19 protein-coding genes and 1 riboswitch are annotated in these 18,309 nt (G+C 67.9%); of the genes, 5 read left to right on the plus strand and 14 right to left on the minus strand.

The genetic code is table 11. The features are described 5' to 3' along the window. Positions 1 to 93: 93 nt before the first annotated feature. Entirely contained in the window at positions 94 to 831 is a 738-nt protein-coding gene (locus B4E96_RS07205; RefSeq protein ID WP_286956978.1) for a hypothetical protein, read from the plus strand. Here B4E96_RS07205 and B4E96_RS07210 read toward each other — a convergent pair. Beyond that, on the minus strand, positions 821 to 1,777 hold the full coding sequence (locus B4E96_RS07210) for a carbon-nitrogen hydrolase family protein (protein WP_286956979.1): 957 nt from the start codon (positions 1,775 to 1,777) through the stop codon (positions 821 to 823). The genes B4E96_RS07205 and B4E96_RS07210 overlap by 11 nt on opposite strands. A gap of 207 nt (positions 1,778 to 1,984) precedes the next feature. Here B4E96_RS07210 and B4E96_RS07215 point away from each other — a divergent pair, with 207 nt between their 5' ends. Then, positions 1,985 to 2,437: a DUF805 domain-containing protein gene (locus B4E96_RS07215; protein WP_102161929.1), complete on the plus strand. Its 453-nt coding sequence runs from the start codon at positions 1,985 to 1,987 to the stop codon at positions 2,435 to 2,437. Between the two features lie 93 nt (positions 2,438 to 2,530). On the opposite strand, the gene ppk2 is transcribed toward B4E96_RS07215, so the two are convergent. Then, entirely contained in the window at positions 2,531 to 3,433 is a 903-nt protein-coding gene (gene ppk2, locus B4E96_RS07220) for a polyphosphate kinase 2 (RefSeq protein WP_217006398.1), read from the minus strand. Positions 3,434 to 3,552: 119 nt separating this feature from the next. After that, positions 3,553 to 4,569, minus strand: coding sequence for a universal stress protein (locus B4E96_RS07225; protein ID WP_102161931.1), 1,017 nt, complete (start codon positions 4,567 to 4,569; stop codon positions 3,553 to 3,555). Positions 4,570 to 4,979: 410 nt separating this feature from the next. Between B4E96_RS07225 and B4E96_RS07230 the strand changes: the two genes are divergently transcribed. Then, positions 4,980 to 5,246, plus strand: a complete 267-nt coding sequence (locus B4E96_RS07230; RefSeq protein WP_286956982.1) for a GlsB/YeaQ/YmgE family stress response membrane protein — start codon at positions 4,980 to 4,982, stop codon at positions 5,244 to 5,246. A gap of 272 nt (positions 5,247 to 5,518) precedes the next feature. On the opposite strand, the gene B4E96_RS07235 is transcribed toward B4E96_RS07230, so the two are convergent. The 6 genes from B4E96_RS07235 to pdxH form a co-directional block, all read right to left on the minus strand. After that, the gene (locus tag B4E96_RS07235) at positions 5,519 to 6,022 is read right to left on the minus strand and encodes an HNH endonuclease (RefSeq protein ID WP_165883597.1); all 504 of its coding nucleotides are present in this window, start codon (positions 6,020 to 6,022) and stop codon (positions 5,519 to 5,521) included. Further along, entirely contained in the window at positions 6,019 to 6,222 is a 204-nt protein-coding gene (locus B4E96_RS07240) for a hypothetical protein (RefSeq protein WP_165883598.1), read from the minus strand. The genes B4E96_RS07235 and B4E96_RS07240 overlap by 4 nt, the downstream gene beginning before the upstream one ends. 300 nt (positions 6,223 to 6,522) lie before the next feature. Further along, on the minus strand, positions 6,523 to 7,338 hold the full coding sequence (locus tag B4E96_RS07245) for a C40 family peptidase (protein ID WP_286956984.1): 816 nt from the start codon (positions 7,336 to 7,338) through the stop codon (positions 6,523 to 6,525). Between the two features lies 1 nt (position 7,339). Then, a riboswitch (cyclic di-AMP (ydaO/yuaA leader) is annotated at positions 7,340 to 7,487 on the minus strand. Between the two features lie 255 nt (positions 7,488 to 7,742). Continuing rightward, positions 7,743 to 8,429 carry a metal-dependent transcriptional regulator gene (locus tag B4E96_RS07250; protein WP_217006395.1) on the minus strand — a complete coding sequence of 229 codons (687 nt, stop codon included), beginning with the start codon at positions 8,427 to 8,429 and terminating at the stop codon, positions 7,743 to 7,745. 231 nt (positions 8,430 to 8,660) lie between these two features. Next, positions 8,661 to 10,127, minus strand: a complete 1,467-nt coding sequence (locus B4E96_RS07255) for an aldehyde dehydrogenase family protein (RefSeq protein ID WP_286956985.1) — start codon at positions 10,125 to 10,127, stop codon at positions 8,661 to 8,663. A 143-nt stretch (positions 10,128 to 10,270) separates the two neighbouring features. Continuing rightward, positions 10,271 to 10,969, minus strand: coding sequence for a pyridoxamine 5'-phosphate oxidase (gene pdxH, locus B4E96_RS07260; RefSeq protein WP_286956986.1), 699 nt, complete (start codon positions 10,967 to 10,969; stop codon positions 10,271 to 10,273). Between the two features lie 63 nt (positions 10,970 to 11,032). Between pdxH and serC the strand changes: the two genes are divergently transcribed. Beyond that, positions 11,033 to 12,169 (plus strand): phosphoserine transaminase, encoded by a 1,137-nt coding sequence (gene serC / locus B4E96_RS07265; protein WP_375545119.1) that lies wholly within the window; start codon positions 11,033 to 11,035, stop codon positions 12,167 to 12,169. A gap of 85 nt (positions 12,170 to 12,254) precedes the next feature. Here serC and B4E96_RS07270 read toward each other — a convergent pair whose 3' ends face one another. The 5 genes from B4E96_RS07270 to B4E96_RS07290 form a co-directional block, all read right to left on the minus strand. Continuing rightward, positions 12,255 to 12,755: a DUF456 domain-containing protein gene (locus B4E96_RS07270; protein ID WP_102161938.1), complete on the minus strand. Its 501-nt coding sequence runs from the start codon at positions 12,753 to 12,755 to the stop codon at positions 12,255 to 12,257. Between the two features lie 128 nt (positions 12,756 to 12,883). Further along, on the minus strand, positions 12,884 to 14,149 hold the full coding sequence (locus B4E96_RS07275; RefSeq protein ID WP_259856213.1) for an MFS transporter: 1,266 nt from the start codon (positions 14,147 to 14,149) through the stop codon (positions 12,884 to 12,886). Beyond that, positions 14,146 to 15,252 carry a DUF3027 domain-containing protein gene (locus B4E96_RS07280; protein WP_286956987.1) on the minus strand — a complete coding sequence of 369 codons (1,107 nt, stop codon included), beginning with the start codon at positions 15,250 to 15,252 and terminating at the stop codon, positions 14,146 to 14,148. The genes B4E96_RS07275 and B4E96_RS07280 overlap by 4 nt, the downstream gene beginning before the upstream one ends. Beyond that, positions 15,252 to 15,620 carry a cold-shock protein gene (locus tag B4E96_RS07285; protein WP_102161941.1) on the minus strand — a complete coding sequence of 123 codons (369 nt, stop codon included), beginning with the start codon at positions 15,618 to 15,620 and terminating at the stop codon, positions 15,252 to 15,254. Before B4E96_RS07285 ends, B4E96_RS07280 begins: the two co-directional genes overlap by 1 nt. 170 nt (positions 15,621 to 15,790) lie before the next feature. Beyond that, positions 15,791 to 16,057 carry a hypothetical protein gene (locus tag B4E96_RS07290; protein WP_170274433.1) on the minus strand — a complete coding sequence of 89 codons (267 nt, stop codon included), beginning with the start codon at positions 16,055 to 16,057 and terminating at the stop codon, positions 15,791 to 15,793. A gap of 101 nt (positions 16,058 to 16,158) precedes the next feature. Here B4E96_RS07290 and B4E96_RS07295 point away from each other — a divergent pair. Continuing rightward, positions 16,159 to 18,309: helicase-associated domain-containing protein (locus B4E96_RS07295; RefSeq protein ID WP_286956988.1), on the plus strand; the 2,151-nt coding region annotated here is incomplete at its 3' end.

The following is an 18,309-nucleotide window of genomic DNA, read 5'->3' on the forward strand; positions in this document are numbered from 1 at the left end:
TGCGTTCCGCCGCCAGCTGCCCTGGCTGGCCCGTCCACGGCGCCGAGCGTGAGAGCGCGTTCGCGTGCCCATCAGCATGAAGGAGCTCCACCCGTGCCAGCAGGCAGAGACACGACGTTGCCCAGCATCACGAGGCGACTGGTATGGCTCGGCCTGGCCTTGCTGGCAGTCGATGCCTTCTTCCTGCTGGCCGACATGCTCCACCGCCTCCACATCACGCGGGGAATCTTCCCGGCCTTCGCCCACCCTCTGTGGGAGGGCGATCCCGACGGCAGCCTGCTGGAGATCTGGGGCTATGTGAAAGCCGTCGCCGGCGGCATCGCGCTCATCTGGCTCTGGCGTCGGCTGCTCGCAGCACCAGTGCTGCTGGTCGCCGGCTGTATCCTCTTCTTCATCGCCGCCGACGATTCCCTGCGCCTTCATGAGGAGATCGGCGGGGCGATCGCCTGGAACCTGGGCTTCCCGGCGATGTGGAACCTGCGCGGGCAGGACTTCGGCGAGCTGCTGTTCTGGGCGATCATCGGTTCGGGACTGCTGGCCTGGCTCATCATCGCCTTCCGCCGGTCTGCCCCGCAGCCGCGGCGCATCGTCTGGTTCCTCGTCCCGCCCCTGGCCTCCCTCGCCTTCTTCGCCGCGATCTTCGACGGCATCGGTCCGGCTTCTCGCCAGTGGGGCTGGTCGACGCGTGCCCGCTACCTGGCCAACTGGGCGGAGAGCGCCGGTGAGCAGCTCTCGGTCACCGCGCTGGTCTTAGTGATCGCCTACTTCGTGTTCCTGCACCTGCGCAGCCCTGGCCCCCGCACCACCGGGATGCAGGGCCTCACCGACTGACAGTGCCCGGCCCCTCCGCAGCCGGGCGGTCGAAGGCGACGGAGCTCTTCGCCCGCGTATCGACGCGGAGGCTGAAGACATCGGGCCGGGAGTAGTGGCCGACGGGATCGAAGTCGAGGTGCGAACGGTGCTTGGCTGCGAGATCGACATCGGCGTACAGGATGGTCTCCTCATCGAACACCGGGCCGGCGAGCACGGTGCCGGTCGGGTCGATGATGACGCTGCCGCCGCGGATGATCGATTCGGGGTTCGGCGGGTCGAAGTCGAACGGGTGGTCATCGGGCAGCGCGGAGGCCGGCAGATACTGGCAGGCTGAGAGCACGAAGACCCGGCCTTCGACGGCGATGTGGGTCATCGACGACTGCCACACATCGCGGTCGTCGACGGTGGGTGCGCAGTACACCTCAACCCCCTGGGCGTACATCGCCTGCCGCATGAGCGGCATGTAGTTCTCCCAGCAGATGACCGAGCCGACCCTGCCTGCCGCAGTGTCCATGGTGTCGAGGGTCGACCCGTCGCCGAATCCCCACACGAGCCGTTCGATGCCGGTGGGCATGAGCTTGCGGTGCGCACCGGTGAGCCCGTCGTCGGGTGAGATGAGCAGGGCCGTGCAGTACAGGGTGTTGCCCAGCCGTTCGATGACGCCGATGACGACGGCTGTGCGGTGTTCGGCTGCGGCCTGGACGAGCTGGTCGACCTCCGGCCCGTCGAGCGTGATCGCCCCGGCCCGGTAGCGGGCGAACTCATCGCGGCCGCGCTCGGTGCGAAATCCCAGCGCTGCACCGAATGCAGTGCCCTTGGGGTAGCCGCCGATGAACGCCTCAGGGAACACGATGAGCTCAGCGCCCCTGCCGGCCGCCTCGCTGATCGCTGCACACGCCTTGTCCGTCGATGCCTGCGCCTCGAAGAGCACCGCGCCGCTCTGCACCACTGCCACTGTCGTCATGACCGCCTCCTCACATCGTGTGACCAGGTTCACTGCTCACCCTATCGAGCACCGGCCGGTGACGACAGGCGCAACCGGCCACCGCCTCGGGCGCGTGGCGTTCGGCAACGACCCGGTGAACAGTGGGAATCGCCCGGCCGCTCTTGGCCGACGGCTGGACTACAGTGAGAGCGACAGCTCTCCGTCCTGCATGTGAAGGAACCCCCGATGTCAGCATTCCAGGCCCCTCCGGGCATGCAATCCCCGATCTACGGCGCCGACTTCTCCGTCGCGCTCGTCCGCCTCTTCCGCAAGGCTCTCGTCTTCGTCGGCCGCTCCAGCCGCAGCGAATACTGGTGGGGCCTCCTCGGCCTCGTCCTCGCCAATATCGCCATCAGCATCCTCCAGTCGATCATCCTCGGCCCGGCCGAACTGCTCTCCGGGGCGTTCAACACGGGTGTCTTCTCCGGATTCGGCAACCTGGCAACCATGCCGCTGTCGCTGCTGTCGCTCGCGCTCATGGTCCCGCAGCTCGCGCTGAGCTTCCGCCGCATGCACGACGCCAACTACTCCGGCTGGTTCGGCCTGCTCATCCTCATCCCGGGCCTCGGCTGGATCGCCTCGATCGTCATCGGGTTCCTGCCGACTGTGCAGAACACCCGCTACGAGACCACGGTGTGACACGGCTCAGCCACGCTTGAGCACACAGCAGCCGCGGCCGCATCGATCGATGCGGCCGCTGTCGTCTGCTCGGGCCGGGCCCGAGGTGTGGGTTCAGTCGTCGACGGCGTCGCGACCGCGGCGGACGATCTTCGGGTCAGCGGCGTAGACGACCGAGGAGTCCTTGCCGGCGTAGTCGAACTGGTTGAGATAGAAGCGCATGGCGTTGAGGCGGGCGCGCTTCTTGTCATTGGATTTGATGGTGATCCACGGCGCGTGGTCGGTGTCGGTGCGCCGGAAGGTCTCCTCCTTCGCCTTCGTGTAGTCCTCCCATCGGTCGAGGGACTCCAGATCCATCGGTGAGAGCTTCCACTGCCGGACCGGGTCGATCTGGCGGATGGCGAAGCGGGTGCGCTGCTCGGACTGGGTGACGGAGAACCAGAACTTCGTGATGTGGATGCCGGAGTCGATGAGCATCTTCTCGAACATCGGCGCCTGCACCATGAACTCCTCGTACTGCTCATCGGTGCAGAAGCCCATGACGCGCTCCACGTTGCCGCGGTTGTACCAGGAGCGGTCGAACATCACGATCTCGCCGTGGGTGGGCAGGTGCTGAACGTAGCGCTGGAAGTACCACTGGCCCTGCTCGCGGTCGGAGGGCTTGTTCAGTGCGACGACGCGGGCGGCACGGGGATTCAGGTGCTCGGTGAAGCGCTTGATGGTCCCGCCCTTGCCGGCGGCATCGCGGCCTTCGAAGACGATGACGTGGCGCAGGTCGTAGTCCTGGCTCCAGTACTGGAACTTCAGCAGCTCGACCTGAAGGCGGTACTTCTCCAGTTCGTACTCCTCGCGGCTCATCCGTTCGTCATACGGGTAGCCTTCGCGCCAGGTTTCGACCGCTTTGCCCATCGGGTCGATGAGGTCGGGGTCGGGGTTGTGGCCATCAGCGACGGTGTAGCCTTCGGTGTTGAGTCGATCGATGTATTCTCGCAGATTCTCGCGCTGTGACAGATCCACTGGTCCACTTTCTGTTCGGCAGCTGGTATTCGGCTGGAGTTCCGGTGCCGCTGGCCCCACTGATGCGGGGCCAGCGGCGGAGCTGGTGCGATGGCGGTGCCGGCCGGCACCGCCGGTGATCAGCGGGAGACCCGCACGACCATCGTCGGGCACTTGGCGTAGGGCAGCACCGATTGCGAGGTCGAGCCCAACAGCAAGCCGGCGAATCCGCCGCGGCCGCGGGAGCCGATGACGAGGACATCAGCGGTGTCGGAGGCGCGCACAAGCACCTCGGCCGGCTGCCCGTCGAACAGCGTCCAGCGCACTGTGAGGTCCGGGTGCTTCTCCTTGAGCGCGTCACGGGCGTCGATGAGGGCCCCGGAGCTCTCGTCGATGAAGCGGCGCATGTCGCCGGTGCTCGGAAGCCATTCCGGGCCGACGACAGCCGTGATCGTCACGCCGACGACGTGCAGCGGTGTGCCGCGCTGGGCTGCCAGGGAGGCGGCTTCCCACAGGGCCGGTGAGTCCTTGCCGAGGGAGTCGACACCGACGACGACGGAGCCGGAGAAGTCCATCCCGGGCACCGTCTCCATCTCCGAGTCGGTGTCGATGACGCCGTGCTCGTAGTGGCGAATCGGCCGTGAGGCGGTCTGCTTGGGCACGCGTTCCCCGTCCGGGGTCCAGCCCACGGGGATGACGACGGTCGGGCAGGCGGAGTGGGCTGGCAGCGCCGAGGAGACGGTGCCGAGCAGCCGGCCTGCGAACCCGCCGCGGCCGCGGGAGCCGACAACCGCCAGCGAGGCGGCCTTCGACTCCTCAACGAGGACACCGGCGGCATCCCCGATCTCAATGACGGCCTCGACGGGGATGTCGGCGGCCTTGACCTCGGCGGCGGCCTCCTTGAGAGTCGCCGTCACTGAGGCACGGATTGCGGTGTCGTCGATCGGGACATAGGAGACGTCGATCGTGGCAGCGGTGACACTGGGGATCGTGTACGCGCCGACGAGGCGGATCGAGCGGCCCAGCGCCTTCGCTTCGCCAATCGCCCAGCGCAACGCGTTGCGGCTGGCCTTCGAGCCGTCGATGCCGACGAGAATCGCTTCCGGGTCGGCGACATCGGGGGCGGGCGTGTTCTGGGTGTTCGCGTCTTCGGTCACGGTAACTCCTTAGAGAGGATTGTGATCTCCACAATACCGCTTCAGCCGGGCCGACGGTCGCCCCAGCACACTGTCCGATCCGCCCATTCTCGCGATATGGTCACGCAGGATCCGACACACCAGGCATACGGCGACATTCTCAACTTCACGCACATGTCGTGCTACGCCGGTGCGCCTGCCGGAATGCGCGGACAACAGGCATATTGATTCCGATACACCGGTCGCAACCCTGTTTGGGTGCGCACGTACGCTCAACCGCTCAGCGATGCATCTGATAACAACCATAGGGGTTCCGCGTCTATCAGCCCCCATAATCAAGGGAACTTGATACGATCGACGAGTAAGTGCAGAATCCAGCGTCGGCCGGTCCCCGGCCGAGTCGCAGATTCCGCAAATCGAAAGGAGCAACAATGGGCTTCCTAGCATTTCTTCTTCTCGGCCTCATCGCAGGTGCCATCGCCAAGGCGATCCTCCCGGGTCGTCAGGGTGGCGGCTGGCTCGGCGCGCTCGTCTGCGGTGTCATCGGCGCCCTGCTCGGCGGCTGGCTCGGCAGCGTTCTGTTCGGTAAGGGTGTCGACGCGTTCTTCGACATCGGATCCTGGCTGCTGGCCATCGGCGGCTCACTGATCGTGCTCATCGTCTGGGGATTCATCTCCGGACGCGCCCGTCGCGACTGATCTCAGCGCTCCAGCCTGAGACCCAGCCGGCAGGCGGTCTGCCCCTCGGGGCAGACCGCCTGTCCGCATTCATAGGCGGCTTCCTGTTCTCGCCCGCACGTCGAGCATCACTCCCCCGACCACCGCAGTCGCACCGGATCTGCATCAAGTACCGCATCGACAGTCCAGGATGTGGTAGTCAATGATGTCGAAACGGCCGGATCATCGACGCCGAGTACCACATCGAGATTGCTCGATGCGCTACTCGATGCAGAGAGCGCCAGTCTGCGCGCTCAGGCCGCCGTCGCGTAGGACAGGAAGGGCCGCCACGGCTCGGCGGGGTTGTCGAGCTCGCGCAGCCAGAACCGGCCGGTGCGCGGCGGGCCGGGGGTGAACGGCAGCGACCAGCCCATCTCCTCCGGTGTCCGGTCGCCCTTCTCGTTGTTGCAGGCCCGGCAGCAGGCGACGAGGTTCTGCCAGGTGTTGCCACCGCCTCGGGAGCGGGGCAGCACGTGGTCGACCGTGTTAGCGTGGCCGCGGCAGTAGGCGCACGTCGCGTCGTCGCGGCGCAGCACTCCCCTGCGTGAGAGCGTGACCGAGGCGCTGGAGGGCGGGCGGACGTAGCGTGTCAGCAGGATGACCGAGGGCTGTTCGAGCGACAGTGTTTCGCTGCGCACCTGCACGCATTCGTCTGCGGCAAGCACGGTCGCCTTTCCGGCCAGGACGAGGATGATGGCGCGTCTGAACGACACGACGGACATCGGCTCGTAGCCGGCATTGAGCACCAGGGTCTTCACAGGTTCGCTCCTCTGCTGAGAACACACAAGGCGCTGCACATTCGTGCAACGCCTTGGAACTGGGAGATCTGCCGTGCAGGCACGGCGGGTATCGAGTCGACTATGGACTCGGCTATGGAATCGACGATGTCGAAGACGTCCACGGCGTCGGTGCGCTCGGGAAGCAGGCTCGGTGCCGGCGCGGTCTGCGCTGTCGTCATGGCCCGTCTCCCTTCTGTGCTCGACTGCCGTTCTCGGCGGCAAGCCGCCACCGCGGTGGACGTGGTCCATGTCACTGCGCACTAGAGTAGCGGAGCGCGCGCGTTTTCGCCTCCGACGCGCACACAGTGGGCGCAAGGTTGCCGAATCGACGGAATGTGTTCACCGGAATTCACCGGCGGTTTGCCGCCGTTGTAAGCAGAAACACTGCACGCCCGCGGGCTGCCAGGACCATGGCAGCTCGCGGGCGTGCGGTGTGAGAGCCGGCTCGTCAGCGCAAGGCGCTGGACTCGGCTCAAGGATCAGAGAACGCGGACGAAGACGGCACCCTTCTTCATCACCCAATCGGCGGAGTGGTAACCGGTGGTCTTGCCGCTGCTCGGAGCGTCGTACATCATGCCGTTGCCGGCGTAGATGCCGACGTGGCCGGGAGCCCAGATGAGGTCGCCGGGCTTGGCTTCGGACTTCGACACGACCGTGCCTGCACCCTTTTGCGCACTCGAGGTGCGAGGCAGGTTGACGCCGACCTTGCCGTAGATGAACGAGGTGAATCCCGAGCAGTCGAATCCGGCAGTGGTCGTGCCGCCCCACTTGTAGGGGATGCCGCTGTACTGCTTGGCCAGGCCGATGACCTGCTCGGCCTTCGAGCCGTTGGGCATCTTGACGTCGTCAGAGCTCTTCGAGGAGCGATCAGAATCACGCGATGCGGCACCCGAATCACGCGATGCCGAACCAGAGTCGCGGGTCTGCGTCGGCGTGCTGGTCTGGGTGGGCTCTGGGCTCGGAGCAGCCTTAGCTGATCCGGTCTCGACACTGGCGGTCGAGGACTTCAGGGCGTCGCTGCTGTCCTCGGCATCGGGAGCGGTGACGCTGGCCTGGTTGACGAATTCTGGGGTCTGATCGACCTCGGAGTCCTGTGCGACGACCTTGCCATCGGCTTCAGCTGCCGAGTTGGCGGTCGGAAGTGCGACTGCCGCCATGAGGCCGCCGGCGGCGGCGACGACGGCCGCGCGACGTCCGACTGCGCCAGAGTTGGCGGCGAGGACGTCGGTGAGTTCAGTGAGTGGAGTCTTGGCCGGACCGTCTGCCCGGCGGCGACCACGCGTCTTTACTGCCACGAAAGTTCTCCTCCATTACCTACGGGGTGAGCTGTCGGGCTCGAGCTGGAGTTGCCCGGTTCCGGCTTGGAACTTAGCCCCGAGCTTCGCGGCCTGCGGCCGGTGAAGCGAAGGTGGTTCCCCCGCTGCCGCAACGGTCCTTGTAAGTCTGTCTTCTGCACTGAGCGCGGCACTCGGATTCTCGTTGCAGAAGCGGGTTGTCTCAACCCGCGGTAGCTACAATAACCGAGATCGCGGCAAAATGTCACATTATTGTCACAAGGATATGAACAGCGCCGTGACTTTGCAGGTATCTGCCCAGGTCAGAGGCCATAGAAATTTTTCAAGAAAATGTTACGGAAGCGCCGCAATCGCGGCACTTCCGGAATCTCAGCCCGTGCTGCATCCAACCGGGCAGGCGTCTGTCACCCCTGGGTGACGAAGATGTGTGCGGCGGTCTCGATCGGCAGGTCGAGGACATCCGCGACATCGGGAGCGCGCAGCGTCAGGTAGTCGCCGGTCGGCTCGCAGTCGACGGTGACCCCGGGCAGGATGCCCGTCTGCTTGAGCTGGCCGAGCAGCATGTGATCGGTCTGCAGCGGCTCGGCGATCCACGCGATCGTCACCGTGCACCGCCGGTCGCCGGGACAGGCCTGAGACAGGGCGACGATGTCAGCGCTGGGCTTGGGCGCCTCGCCGAGGGATTCGCGACTGGGCACCGGGTTGCCGTAGGGGCTGGTGGTGTGGTTCTCCAGCAGGCCGACGAGCTTCTCCTCGACCTGGTCGCTCATGACGTGCTCCCAGCGGCAGGCCTCGTCGTGGACGAGCTCCCAGTCCAGGCCGATGACATCGGCGAGCAGCCGCTCGGCCAGCCGGTGCTTGCGCATGACCGAGGTAGCCAGGTCGCGGCCTTCGGGGGTGAGGATAAGGTGGCGGTCGGAGCCGACGACGAGCAGGCCGTCGCGCTCCATCCGGGCTACGGTCTGCGACACGGTGGGACCGGAGTGGTCGAGGCGCTCGGCGATGCGAGCGCGCAGCGGCACCACGCCCTGTTCCTCAAGTTCGACGATAGCCTTGAGGTACATCTCGGTGGTATCGATGAGGTCATTCACGAGCTTGGTCCATTTCCCTTCCGGTTGTCACCAGTCTATCCCGGAGCAGGAAACCCCGGCCATTTTATCTGGAACTGTTCCATTTTACGCCGTGTGGGGTGAAAAATCATCCCGAGCGCATCCGCTGCGGCCACTGCTCCAGCGCGCACGCTGGGGGCGTGTGCTGAAGCGTCAGCGTCGCTGCGTGACCGGGGCCGAGGCGCCTGCTGGGTCACAGCCGTCAGGCCGCGTTCAGGGGTTGACGTAGATGGTCTTGTGCACGGTGAAGAACTCCCGTGCCGCCCGGCCCTGTTCGCGCGGACCGTAGCTGGAGCCCTTCCGCCCGCCGAAGGACGTGTGGTAGTCGACGCCGGCGGTCGGGGCGTTGACCATCACCATGCCGGCCTGGGAGTGGCGCTTGAAGTGCTCGGCGCGTGCGAGGGAGCCGGTGAAGATGCCCGACGACAGACCGAAGGTCGTGCGGTTGGCCACCGCGAGGGCCTCGTCATAGTCAGCGACCTTGATGACACTGGCGACCGGTCCGAAGACCTCCTCCTTGTTGATCGTCATGTCCTCGGTCGTCTCGGTCACCAGCGCCGGGGCGAGGAAGTAGCCTTCGGTGTCGGCTTCGACCCGCTCGCCGCCGTGGACGGTGCCGCCCTCATCGGCGGCCAGGCGGATGTACTCCTCATCCTGCCTGAGCTGGTCTGCCGACACGACCGGGCCGATGACCGTCGACTCTGCACGCGCGTCACCGACGGTCAGTCCGGTCATCCGCTCCCTGAGCTTGGCGACGAACTCATCGTGGACATCGGCGGTGACGATGAGGCGGCTGGAGGCGGTGCAGCGCTGGCCGGTGGAGAAGAAGGCACCGTTGATCGCGGCATCGGCGGCCGCATCGAGGTCGGCGTCGCCGAGCACGATGAGCGGGTTCTTCCCGCCCATCTCGCACTGCACCTTCGACCCGGCGGCCGAGGCGTTGGCGATGACGCCGGCACCCACGCCGACCGATCCGGTGAACGTGACCGCATCGACGTCGCGGCTGGTCGAGATCGCATCCCCAACCACGCGGCCGGGGCCCATGACGAGGTTGAGCACACCGTCGGGCAGGCCGGCCTCGCGCAGGATGCACACGAGCGCATGCGCGCTGGCCGGGACGATCTCGGCGGGCTTGAACACGATCGTGTTGCCGTAGGCGAGTGCTGGGGCGATCTTCCAGGCCGGGATGGCGATCGGGAAGTTCCACGGGGTGATGATGCCGACCACACCGACCGGCTCGTGGATCATCTCCACCCGCAGGCCGGGGCGCACGGAGTCGACGACCTCGCCGGTGTTGCGCAGCGTCTCACCGGCGAAGAACTTGAACAGCTGGGAGGCGCGCAGCACCTCGGCGGTGGCCTCCTTGAGCTGCTTGCCCTCTTCACGGGCGAGCAGCTCGCCGAGCTGGTCGGCGCGCTCCTTGATGAGCGTGCCTGTGGTGTCGAGGATGTCGAAGCGCTGCTGGATGGGGCTGTGCGCCCAGGTCTCGGCGGATTCCCTGGCTGCGGCGATGGCGCGTTCGACGGTGGCGGCGTCGGCGCGGGCGAACTGGCCGAGGACATCTGAGGTGTCCGAGGGGTTGATGTTGCGGCTGCGGTCCTCCGATGGGACCCACTGACCGGCGATGAGGTTGTCGAACAGCTCGTCGGGCCCGTAGGCGGCCGGCTGGTTCTGTGTCATGGCAGCATCCTCTCTGATTCGCTCACGTGGCCGCGGACGCTGCGGCCGTCGCGCTCATCCTATCCCCCGCGTGAGCGGCGTCACGCACCGGTTCGCCCAGCGGCCCACCTTGGTCTGCGGCCGGCGCCGAGGCGGTGGCCGGCTCAGGGGTTGAGGCGGGTGATCGACCAGTCGGCTGCGGTGGCGAGGTCTGCGGGCTGTCCGCCGGTGCTCATGTAGACGAAGCGGTCGTGGAAGCGGTTCGCCCGGCCCTGCCAGAACTCGATCTCGAAGGCGCGCACGCGGTAGCCGCCCCAGTTCTCAGGCCGGGCCACCTCGGTGCCGTCGTAGCGGGCGGCGGCGTCATCATAGGCCTGCTGCATCGCCTCGCGGCTGGCCACCGGTGCCGACTGCCGGCTGGCGACCGCCCCGATCTGCGCCCCGCGCGGGCGCACGGCGAAGTAGGCATCGGAGTCGGCTGCCGGGATCGGCTCGGCGATCCCGCACACGCGCACCTGCCGCTGGAGCTCGAGCCACGGGAAGGTGAGCGCGACGATCGGCTGGGCGGCGATCTGACGGCCCTTGGCCGAGTCGTAGTTGGTGAAGAAGGTGAACCCGCTGGCATCGAAGCCCTTGAGCAGCACGATGCGGGCGGCCGGGCCGGAGGCGTCCGCAGTGGCCAGCAGCATTGCGTTCGGTTCGGTCACGGCGTCTTCGGCTTCAGCGAACCAGGTGCGGAACTGGGTGTGCGGGTCGGCTGCGACCTCGTCGAGATGGTCGCTGCCGTATTCGACGCGCTGGCGGGCCAGGTCGGCGATCGTCTCGCGCCCGGCGGCCTGCGTCTCGGGGGTCTCGGAAGTCATGGCCCAAGCCTACTCCGCGACCCCGTCCCCGGCTTCTCACGCGCGGGTCGTAGAATCGGTGGGGTGAGTGATGCACCGAATTCCGTGAAGATCCCATCCGAACTCCTGCCCGCCGACGGCCGCTTCGGCTCCGGGCCTGCCCGTGTGCGCGATGCGCAGCTCAAGGCGCTGGCCGCTGCCGGGCGCGAGGTGATCGGCACCTCCCACCGCAAGGCCCCGGTCAAGAAGCTCGTCAGCCGCATCCGCACCGGCCTGGCCGAGCTGTTCGACCTGCCCGCCGGCTACGAGGTGGTGCTCGGCAACGGCGGATCGACCGTGTTCTGGGATGTCGCCACCTTCGGGCTCGTGCGCGAGAAGGCCGCCCACGCCCAGTTCGGCGAGTTCGGCGCGAAGTTCGCCAAGGCCACGAACACAGCCCCGTTCCTGGCGGAGTCCGCGATCCTCGACGCAGAGCCGGGCACCGGTGCCGTTCCCGAGGCGGTGGCTGGCGCCGATGTCTACGCCTGGCCGCACAATGAGACCTCCACCGGTGTCGCCACCGAGATCCGGCGGCCGGCTGGCATCGCTGATGATGCGCTCGTCGTCATCGACGCGACCTCGGGCGCCGGCGGCCTGCCGGTCGACATCCGCGAAACGGACGTCTACTACTTCGCCCCGCAGAAGAACATGGGCTCCGATGGCGGTCTGTGGATTGCGATCATGTCCCCACGCGCGATCGAACGGGCCTATGAGATCAAGGACTCCGGCCGCTGGATCCCAGCCTCCCTCGACCTCGTCACCGCGATCGAGAACTCACGCAAGGACCAGACCTACAACACCCCGGCAGTCGCGACTCTCCTGCTGCTGGCTGAGCAGATCGAGTGGATCAACGGCAACGGCGGACTCGCCTGGGCGACCGAACGGACCCGGACGTCATCGGAGCTCGTCTACCGGTGGGCGGAGAACTCCGATGTCGCCACCTGCTTCGTCACCGACCCTGCGGATCGGTCGGCTGTCGTGTGCACGATCGACTTCGACGACTCCATCGATGCGGCAGTTGTCGCCGACATGCTGCGCGCCAACGGCGTCGTCGACGTCGAGCCCTACCGCAAGCTCGGCCGCAACCAGCTGCGCATCGCCACCTTCGTCTCGGTCGAGCCCGAGGACGTCAAGGCGCTGCTGGCCTGCATCGACTTCGTGCTCACCGCCGTCACAAAATGAGCGCCTGAGCCAGCAGACCTACTCCAGCAGATCTGAGAACGGCCGGTCACCCCGCGGGGTGGCCGGCCGTTTCGGCTGTCTCAGCTCAGGCGTTGACGAAATAGATGGCGTTGGCGACGACGAAGGCCGTCAGTGCGGCTGCCGCACAGCAGAACTCGACGATGATGCCGATACCGAGTGCCTTGATCGCCGTCCAGCTCGACTGCCACGATTCCTTCGGATCCTTCAGCCGCCGGAATTCGGCGAGGTAGAGACCGGCGATGAAGCCGACGAACAGCCCGACGACCGGGATGACGAAGAAACCGATGAACGCGCAGATCGCGGCCAGCACCAGCGAGGAGTTCGGGATCTGCCGGGCCTTGAGCCGCTTGCCGGTCAGCACCCACGAGGCGGTCATGCCGATGCCGACGAGCACCAGGATGACGGCCAGCGTCACCCAGCCGGTGGCCGTGCCGATGACGACGGCCCATACGATCGCGGCGATGGCGATGAGAATGGAACCGGGCAGCACCGGGACGATGATGCCGATGCAACCGATGAGCATGGCCAGTCCGACGAGGACGGTCGTGATGATCTCTGCGTTCACTGCCAGGTGGCCTCACGTTTCGGGAACAGGGTGCGCCCTCAGTGTACGAGCACTTCCCGGCACTGACCTGGGCAGGCGCGCCGTACCGGCTGATGACCGGCCGCCCCACACCTCGGGTGCGGTTGATCTCAGGGTTTGCCGTCGTAGCTGAGGTGGATGAGGCGGCGGCGCCGGCGGGGACGGTGGACGCGCAGGTGCTTGGCGAAGATCATCCAGCCCAGCCCCACGGACAGACCGATGACACCCGAGAGCCCGCCGACGACGAGCGAAGCGCGGGGCCCGAGGAGGTCGGCGACGATGCCGGCGACCGGTGCGCCGATCGGGGTGCCGCCCATGACGACGGCGGCGTAGATCGCCATGACCCTACCGCGGTAGCCGGCCGGCGTCGTCGTCTGCACATAGGCGTTCGCTGAGGTCATCATTGTGATCGCGGAGAAGCCGACGCCGGTGAGCACGATCGCGAACGCCCAGTAGCTCGGGGCCATCGCCGCGAGCAGGCAGGCGATCCCGAACCCACCGGCGGCACCGAAGACCATCCGCAGCCGCGGCTTCTCCCGCTTGGCGGCCGTCAGCGCCCCGGCGACCGAGCCGATCGCCATGACCGAGGACAGCAGCCCGAACCCGCCGGCGTCCTGGTGGAACTCGATCTTGGCCATCGTGGCGGTGTAGACGCTGAAGTTGAACCCGAAGGTCGAGACGATCCCGAGGATCGTGAGCACGACGATGATGTCAGGCCGGGTGCGGATGTAGGTGAACCCGCCGAGGACCCCGCGCTTGCCCATCTTCCGGGCACTCGTCGAGTGCAGCGTCGACCGGTCGAGCGTAACGAGCACCCCGATGGTGGCGGCGAAGCCGAGCCCAGAGATGAGGAACACCGGTTCGGCGCCGATGAGTGCGGTCAGCCCGCCGGCGATCGCCGGGCCGAACATGCGCGCACCGTTGAAGGAGGCAGAGTTGAGCGAGACGGCGTTGGGCAGCAGCTTCTCGCCGACGAGCTCGGAGACGAAGGCCTGCCGGGCGGGGTTGTCGATCGTGGCGACCATGCCGAGGGCGAAGGCGAGCACGTAGACGTGCCAGAGCACGAGCAGATGGGTGATGGCGAGCGCGAAGAGCAACAGCCCGCAGGCACCGAGGAGGGCCTGGGTGAGGATGAGCAGCTTGCGTTTGGGGAACTTATCGGCGATCGCCCCGGCGACGGGGAACATGATGAGCTGCGGCCCCAGCTGCAGAGCCATGCAGATGCCGAGCGCGGTCGCGTCGTTGTCGGTCAGCTGGGTAAGGACGATCCAGTCCTGCGCCGTGCGCTGCATCCACGTTCCGGTGTTCGACACCAGCGCACCCGAGAACCACCGGCGGTAGTTGGGCTCGCTCAGCGACCGGAACATCGAGCTCATCGGCTGGCGTGTGCCTCCTCGCGTTCGGGTTCGGCGGCGGTGTTGGCCTCTGCCGCTCCCGAGGCGGTGGCCGGCTGTGCCGTGTCCGCACCGCTGGTCTCGCTGGTGCCGGGCTGTTCGCTGCTGCCGGAGTCGTCGTCGCTGGTGGTGGCGACCATGTCGAAGTCCTCGTCCAAGTCGTCGATGACCGGGTCGGGGATCGGTTCGGGCTTGCGCCGCTCGTCGGTCTCCGAGTGCGCGCCGCATCCGTTGTCGAGGGCGACGACGCGGCCGTCGAAGGGCGACCATTCGTTGGCGCACACGCCGAACTGCGTGCGCAGGGAGCCGGCCATCGGCATGAGGTAGCCGCAGGTCGAGCAGTGGGCAGAGGCGCGGCGGGCGAAGTCGCCCTCGGGGCCTGCGTCGGAGTTCTCCCAGCGGGTCGCGGCGTTGGCGATGCCCTCACGGGAGAGCACGCGGCGACGCCCGAGTCCCCATTCGAAGTTGGGGATCTGGTCGATCTCGTCACCGGGGCCGAGTCCGGTGTCCTCACCGCCGACCTGTTCGAAGCCCTGCTCGAGGTTCGGGTCGTCAAGCACCTTCGGCAGCACATCGCGGGCGCTCATGTCACCGGGCTGCAGGCGCTCAGACCACGGCACCCAGCGCGGTGCCACGAGCGCGTCTTCACCGGGCAGCAGCGCGGTCTCACACACGGTGACCTTCTTCGACCGCGGCGCCCGGGCGAGCACGGCGACCCAGTGCCAGCCGCGGTAGCCGGGCATCGTGCAGGCGAACGCGTGGGTGGCCAGGCGCTGGCCCTCCATGACAGCGGACAGGTGCCCACCGATGTGCTCGGCTTCGGCCGCCTCGGCGATGGCCTCGCGGGCGATGTCGACGGCGGCGAGCAGCAGTGCGTCGTCGGCGATCTTCGCGGACCTGCGGGTGGTGCGCGGCGCCTCGGCGGCGGTCTCAGCCGACTGCGGATCCGCAGCTGCGGCAGCTTCCGGTTCCCCCGCCTCGGGCGCGGCGGCGGCAGCCGGCTCGCCGGAGTCAGCGGGGCTGGCGCCTGTGCGGCTGCGGCTGGCCCGCATGTCCTCTAGCCAGGCATCGAACAGGTGCGACATCAACCCTCCAGGTCATCGGCGATCGCGCGGAGCACTTCTGCCACCTTATGCGAATGTGCCGAATCGGGGTACCGGCCGCGGCGCAGGCCGGCGGCGGTGTCGTCGAGGAGGCGGATGACGTCTTCGACCATGACGACCATCTTCTCCGGGTCGCGGCGGACCTTGCGCGGGGCGTCGAGCACGCGGGCCTTGAGCACCTGCTTGCCCTTGCGGCCGTCGACGATGTCGAAGTCCAGGCGGGTGCCGGTGCGCACCTGCGCTCCGGCGGGCAGGGCGGAGCCGTGGAGGAAGATCTGTTCGCCGTCATCGGCGGTGACGAAGCCGAATCCCTTGCCTTCGTCGAACCATTTCACGCGTCCGGTGGGCATAGCGTCCTTTCACATACGTGGCTTCTGGCGGCAGGTGTGCCGCAGCAGAAGCGGATTGCTCTGAGTTGGTGGGGTGGTGCGGCCGGTGGGCCGGTGGTGCGGTGTGTGCCGCGGGTGCCGGGTGGCTGTCGTGTTCTGGCGGGCCGGGCGGTGGGCTCCGGCGGGCCGGTTCAGCTGCTGCGGCGGCGCAGTGTGGCGCGGATGAGCACGGCCAGCATTCCTGCAAACCCGATCGGCAGGCAGATCATTCCCGTGTAGGTCATGAGCGCCGAGGGTCTGGCCTGCATGGCGGCCTGGATGAGCACGACCGCGATCGCAAGCACCCCGATGAGCGAGAAGATCACCGCAGCTGCTGTGAGCGCGGCATCGGCGCGCGAACTCGCACGCCTGTGCGGCGGTGCCGTCTGCGTCTGTGCGTTCTGTGCGTGTGCGCTCACCGTGGCCACCTCCTTCTGCTGCGTTCGGGCCTGCTGCGGCTGGCCAGACCATTGTAGCCGAGGCCCGGGCCGGGTGCGGCGGCGGTACTAGACTGGGTTCGATGGCTACGCTGACCTCCTTCGCCGCCTGGCTGCGCGAGCTTCCCGATGCGGACTTCGCTGCGTTCTCCCGCGCCCGCCGGGACCTCATGCGCACCGACCTGCCCCGGCTGCGCGATGTCGCCGCGGCCGCCGGGTCGCGCACCGCGGTGGCCACCGGTCTCGAATCCCTCGACACGGCCGCCCTGCAGGCGGTGCACCGGGCGGCGTGTGCGACCCGTGTCGATCCTGCCGTGCCGGCATCCACGCTGGCGGCCGCGCCCGAGGTGGTGGAGACGCTCAAGACCCGCGGGCTGTTGTGGCCGGTCGGGGATCGTGCATATCGCACGCATGCGGAGACGATGAGCCTGCTGCCGACCTCGGCGGCGGAGCTGCGCTCTCCCCCGGACTGGGTGGCAGCCACCGCCCCGGCCGATCCGGCCGAGTACACCCGGCCGGTCGCCGAAGCGATCGCTGCCAATGCCGAGGCAGCGGCCGCCTCGGCGACGGTGTCCGGGGTGCTCTCGGCTGTCGACGCTTTCACCTCTCATGAGGTCTCCCAGCTCACCAGCGGCGGGGCCGGCAAACGCGATATGCAGGCCATCGCCCGCGCACTCGGGGCGAGCTTTCCTGATGCGGTGATGCTGACCGAACTGGCCGCAGCCGTCGGGCTGCTGGGCATCGGCGGGACTGATCTCGATCCGCGCTGGCTGCCGACTGCGGCCTTCGACACAGTGCTCGCCGCCGAGCGCAGCGAGGTCTACGCGATGCTGCTGCAGACCTGGCTCACCGGTGCCGTCGATACGACCCATGTGCTGGCCGGGAGCACCGAGCGCGGGGACCGGCTGCAGTCGCTGGCCGCGTCGGCAGGTCTGCACCGCAAGGCCGCCTATGCCGGGTTCCCGCAGTCCCAGCCGCCGCTGCCGCACGCCCGGTACGCGCTGCTGCACACGCTGGCTGAACTGACAGACGACTCAGCTGGCGGCGGCAGCACTGGAGACGATGGCACCCATCTGGCGGTGCCCGATGATCTGCTCATCGCCCACATCCAATGGCGCCACCCGCTGCTGGCCGCCGCCAGCACCGCCACGCTCACCCGGCTCATCGACGAAGCCGCGCTGCTCGGGCTGCTGTGCACCCCGCTGGCTGATGGCCACGCCCACGCCCTCACCCGACTCGGGAAGGTACTCACCACGCACCTCGCAGAGGCGATGGACACCGCCCGTGCCGTCACCGGCTTTGACATCACTGCGGTCTCGGTGCCCGAATCAATTCCCGCCCGGGTCGACGGGATCCTGCCCGAGCTGCAGACCCGCGTCGTCGTGCAGTCCGACCTCACCGCGATCGCCACCGGCCCGCTGGCGCCGCAGATCCATGCTGCGCTCACCGATCTCGCCGAGGTCGACACCCGCGGGCAGGGCACTGTGTACCGGTTCACGGAGACGACGATCTCCGATGCCCTGAAGTCCGGGCTGCGCGCCGATGACATCACCGCCCGGCTGCGCGAGGTCACCGGACAGGACACGCTGCCCCAGCCGCTCGAGTTCCTCATCACCGAAACCGCCGGGCGGCTCGGCCGCATCCAGATCGCTGCCGCCCGCAGCGTCATCGTCGTCGACGACGAAGCCGAACTCGCCGCGATGCTCGCCGACTCCGCTCTCGTCCCCGCCGGGCTCACCCGCTTGAGCGCGACGGTCGCGGTCTCAAACGTCTCGCGCGAACGGCTGGCGATGCTGCTCGAAGCCGCCGAATACCAAACGATGGCCGCCGCCCCAGAGAACCCCGCTCCCCCGCGCGCAACCAGCCTCGCCCGCCGGCCGGCCACCACCCGGCGCACCACCCGAGTGCCTGACTCGCGCTTGTCCTCCTATATCTCCTCTCTGCGCTCCGGCAGCGAGGAACCGGAGACCGAATCACCGTCGACGATCGCCGATGTGCTGCGCGAAGCCGCAGCCACCGGCACCGAGGTCGACCTCACCGTCGTCGGCCGCGAGGGTTCCCAGCGCCAGGTCCGCATCGCCCCGATCCAGGTGGCAGGCGGGCGGGTGCGCGCCCGCACCGGCCCGGCCCGCGACACCGAACTGACCTTCGGGCTCGCCCGCATCATCTCCGCCGCTCCCGCCGGCACAGGTGACGGCGGCACCACACCCACCTTCGCCTGGGACACCCCCCCC

Origin of the sequence: Brevibacterium sp. UBA7493 (assembly GCF_002479565.1) — a bacterium.
In the GTDB taxonomy this organism is placed as follows: Bacteria; Actinomycetota; Actinomycetes; order Actinomycetales; family Brevibacteriaceae; genus Brevibacterium; species Brevibacterium luteolum.

Excerpts from the sequence above, each read along its gene's own strand:
- B4E96_RS07210 (WP_286956979.1), bottom strand. The coding sequence starts at position 1,777 with ATGACGACAGTGGCAGTGGTGCAGAGCGGCGCGGTGCTCTTCGAGGCG.
- B4E96_RS07215 (WP_102161929.1), top strand. The coding sequence starts at position 1,985 with ATGTCAGCATTCCAGGCCCCTCCGGGCATGCAATCCCCGATCTACGGC.
- B4E96_RS07230 (WP_286956982.1), top strand. The coding sequence starts at position 4,980 with ATGGGCTTCCTAGCATTTCTTCTTCTCGGCCTCATCGCAGGTGCCATC.
- B4E96_RS07240 (WP_165883598.1), bottom strand. The coding sequence starts at position 6,222 with ATGACGACAGCGCAGACCGCGCCGGCACCGAGCCTGCTTCCCGAGCGC.
- B4E96_RS07255 (WP_286956985.1), bottom strand. The coding sequence starts at position 10,127 with ATGACACAGAACCAGCCGGCCGCCTACGGGCCCGACGAGCTGTTCGAC.
- pdxH (WP_286956986.1), bottom strand. The coding sequence starts at position 10,969 with ATGACTTCCGAGACCCCCGAGACGCAGGCCGCCGGGCGCGAGACGATC.
- B4E96_RS07275 (WP_259856213.1), bottom strand. The coding sequence starts at position 14,149 with ATGAGCTCGATGTTCCGGTCGCTGAGCGAGCCCAACTACCGCCGGTGG.
- B4E96_RS07280 (WP_286956987.1), bottom strand. The coding sequence starts at position 15,252 with ATGTCGCACCTGTTCGATGCCTGGCTAGAGGACATGCGGGCCAGCCGC.
- B4E96_RS07285 (WP_102161941.1), bottom strand. The coding sequence starts at position 15,620 with ATGCCCACCGGACGCGTGAAATGGTTCGACGAAGGCAAGGGATTCGGC.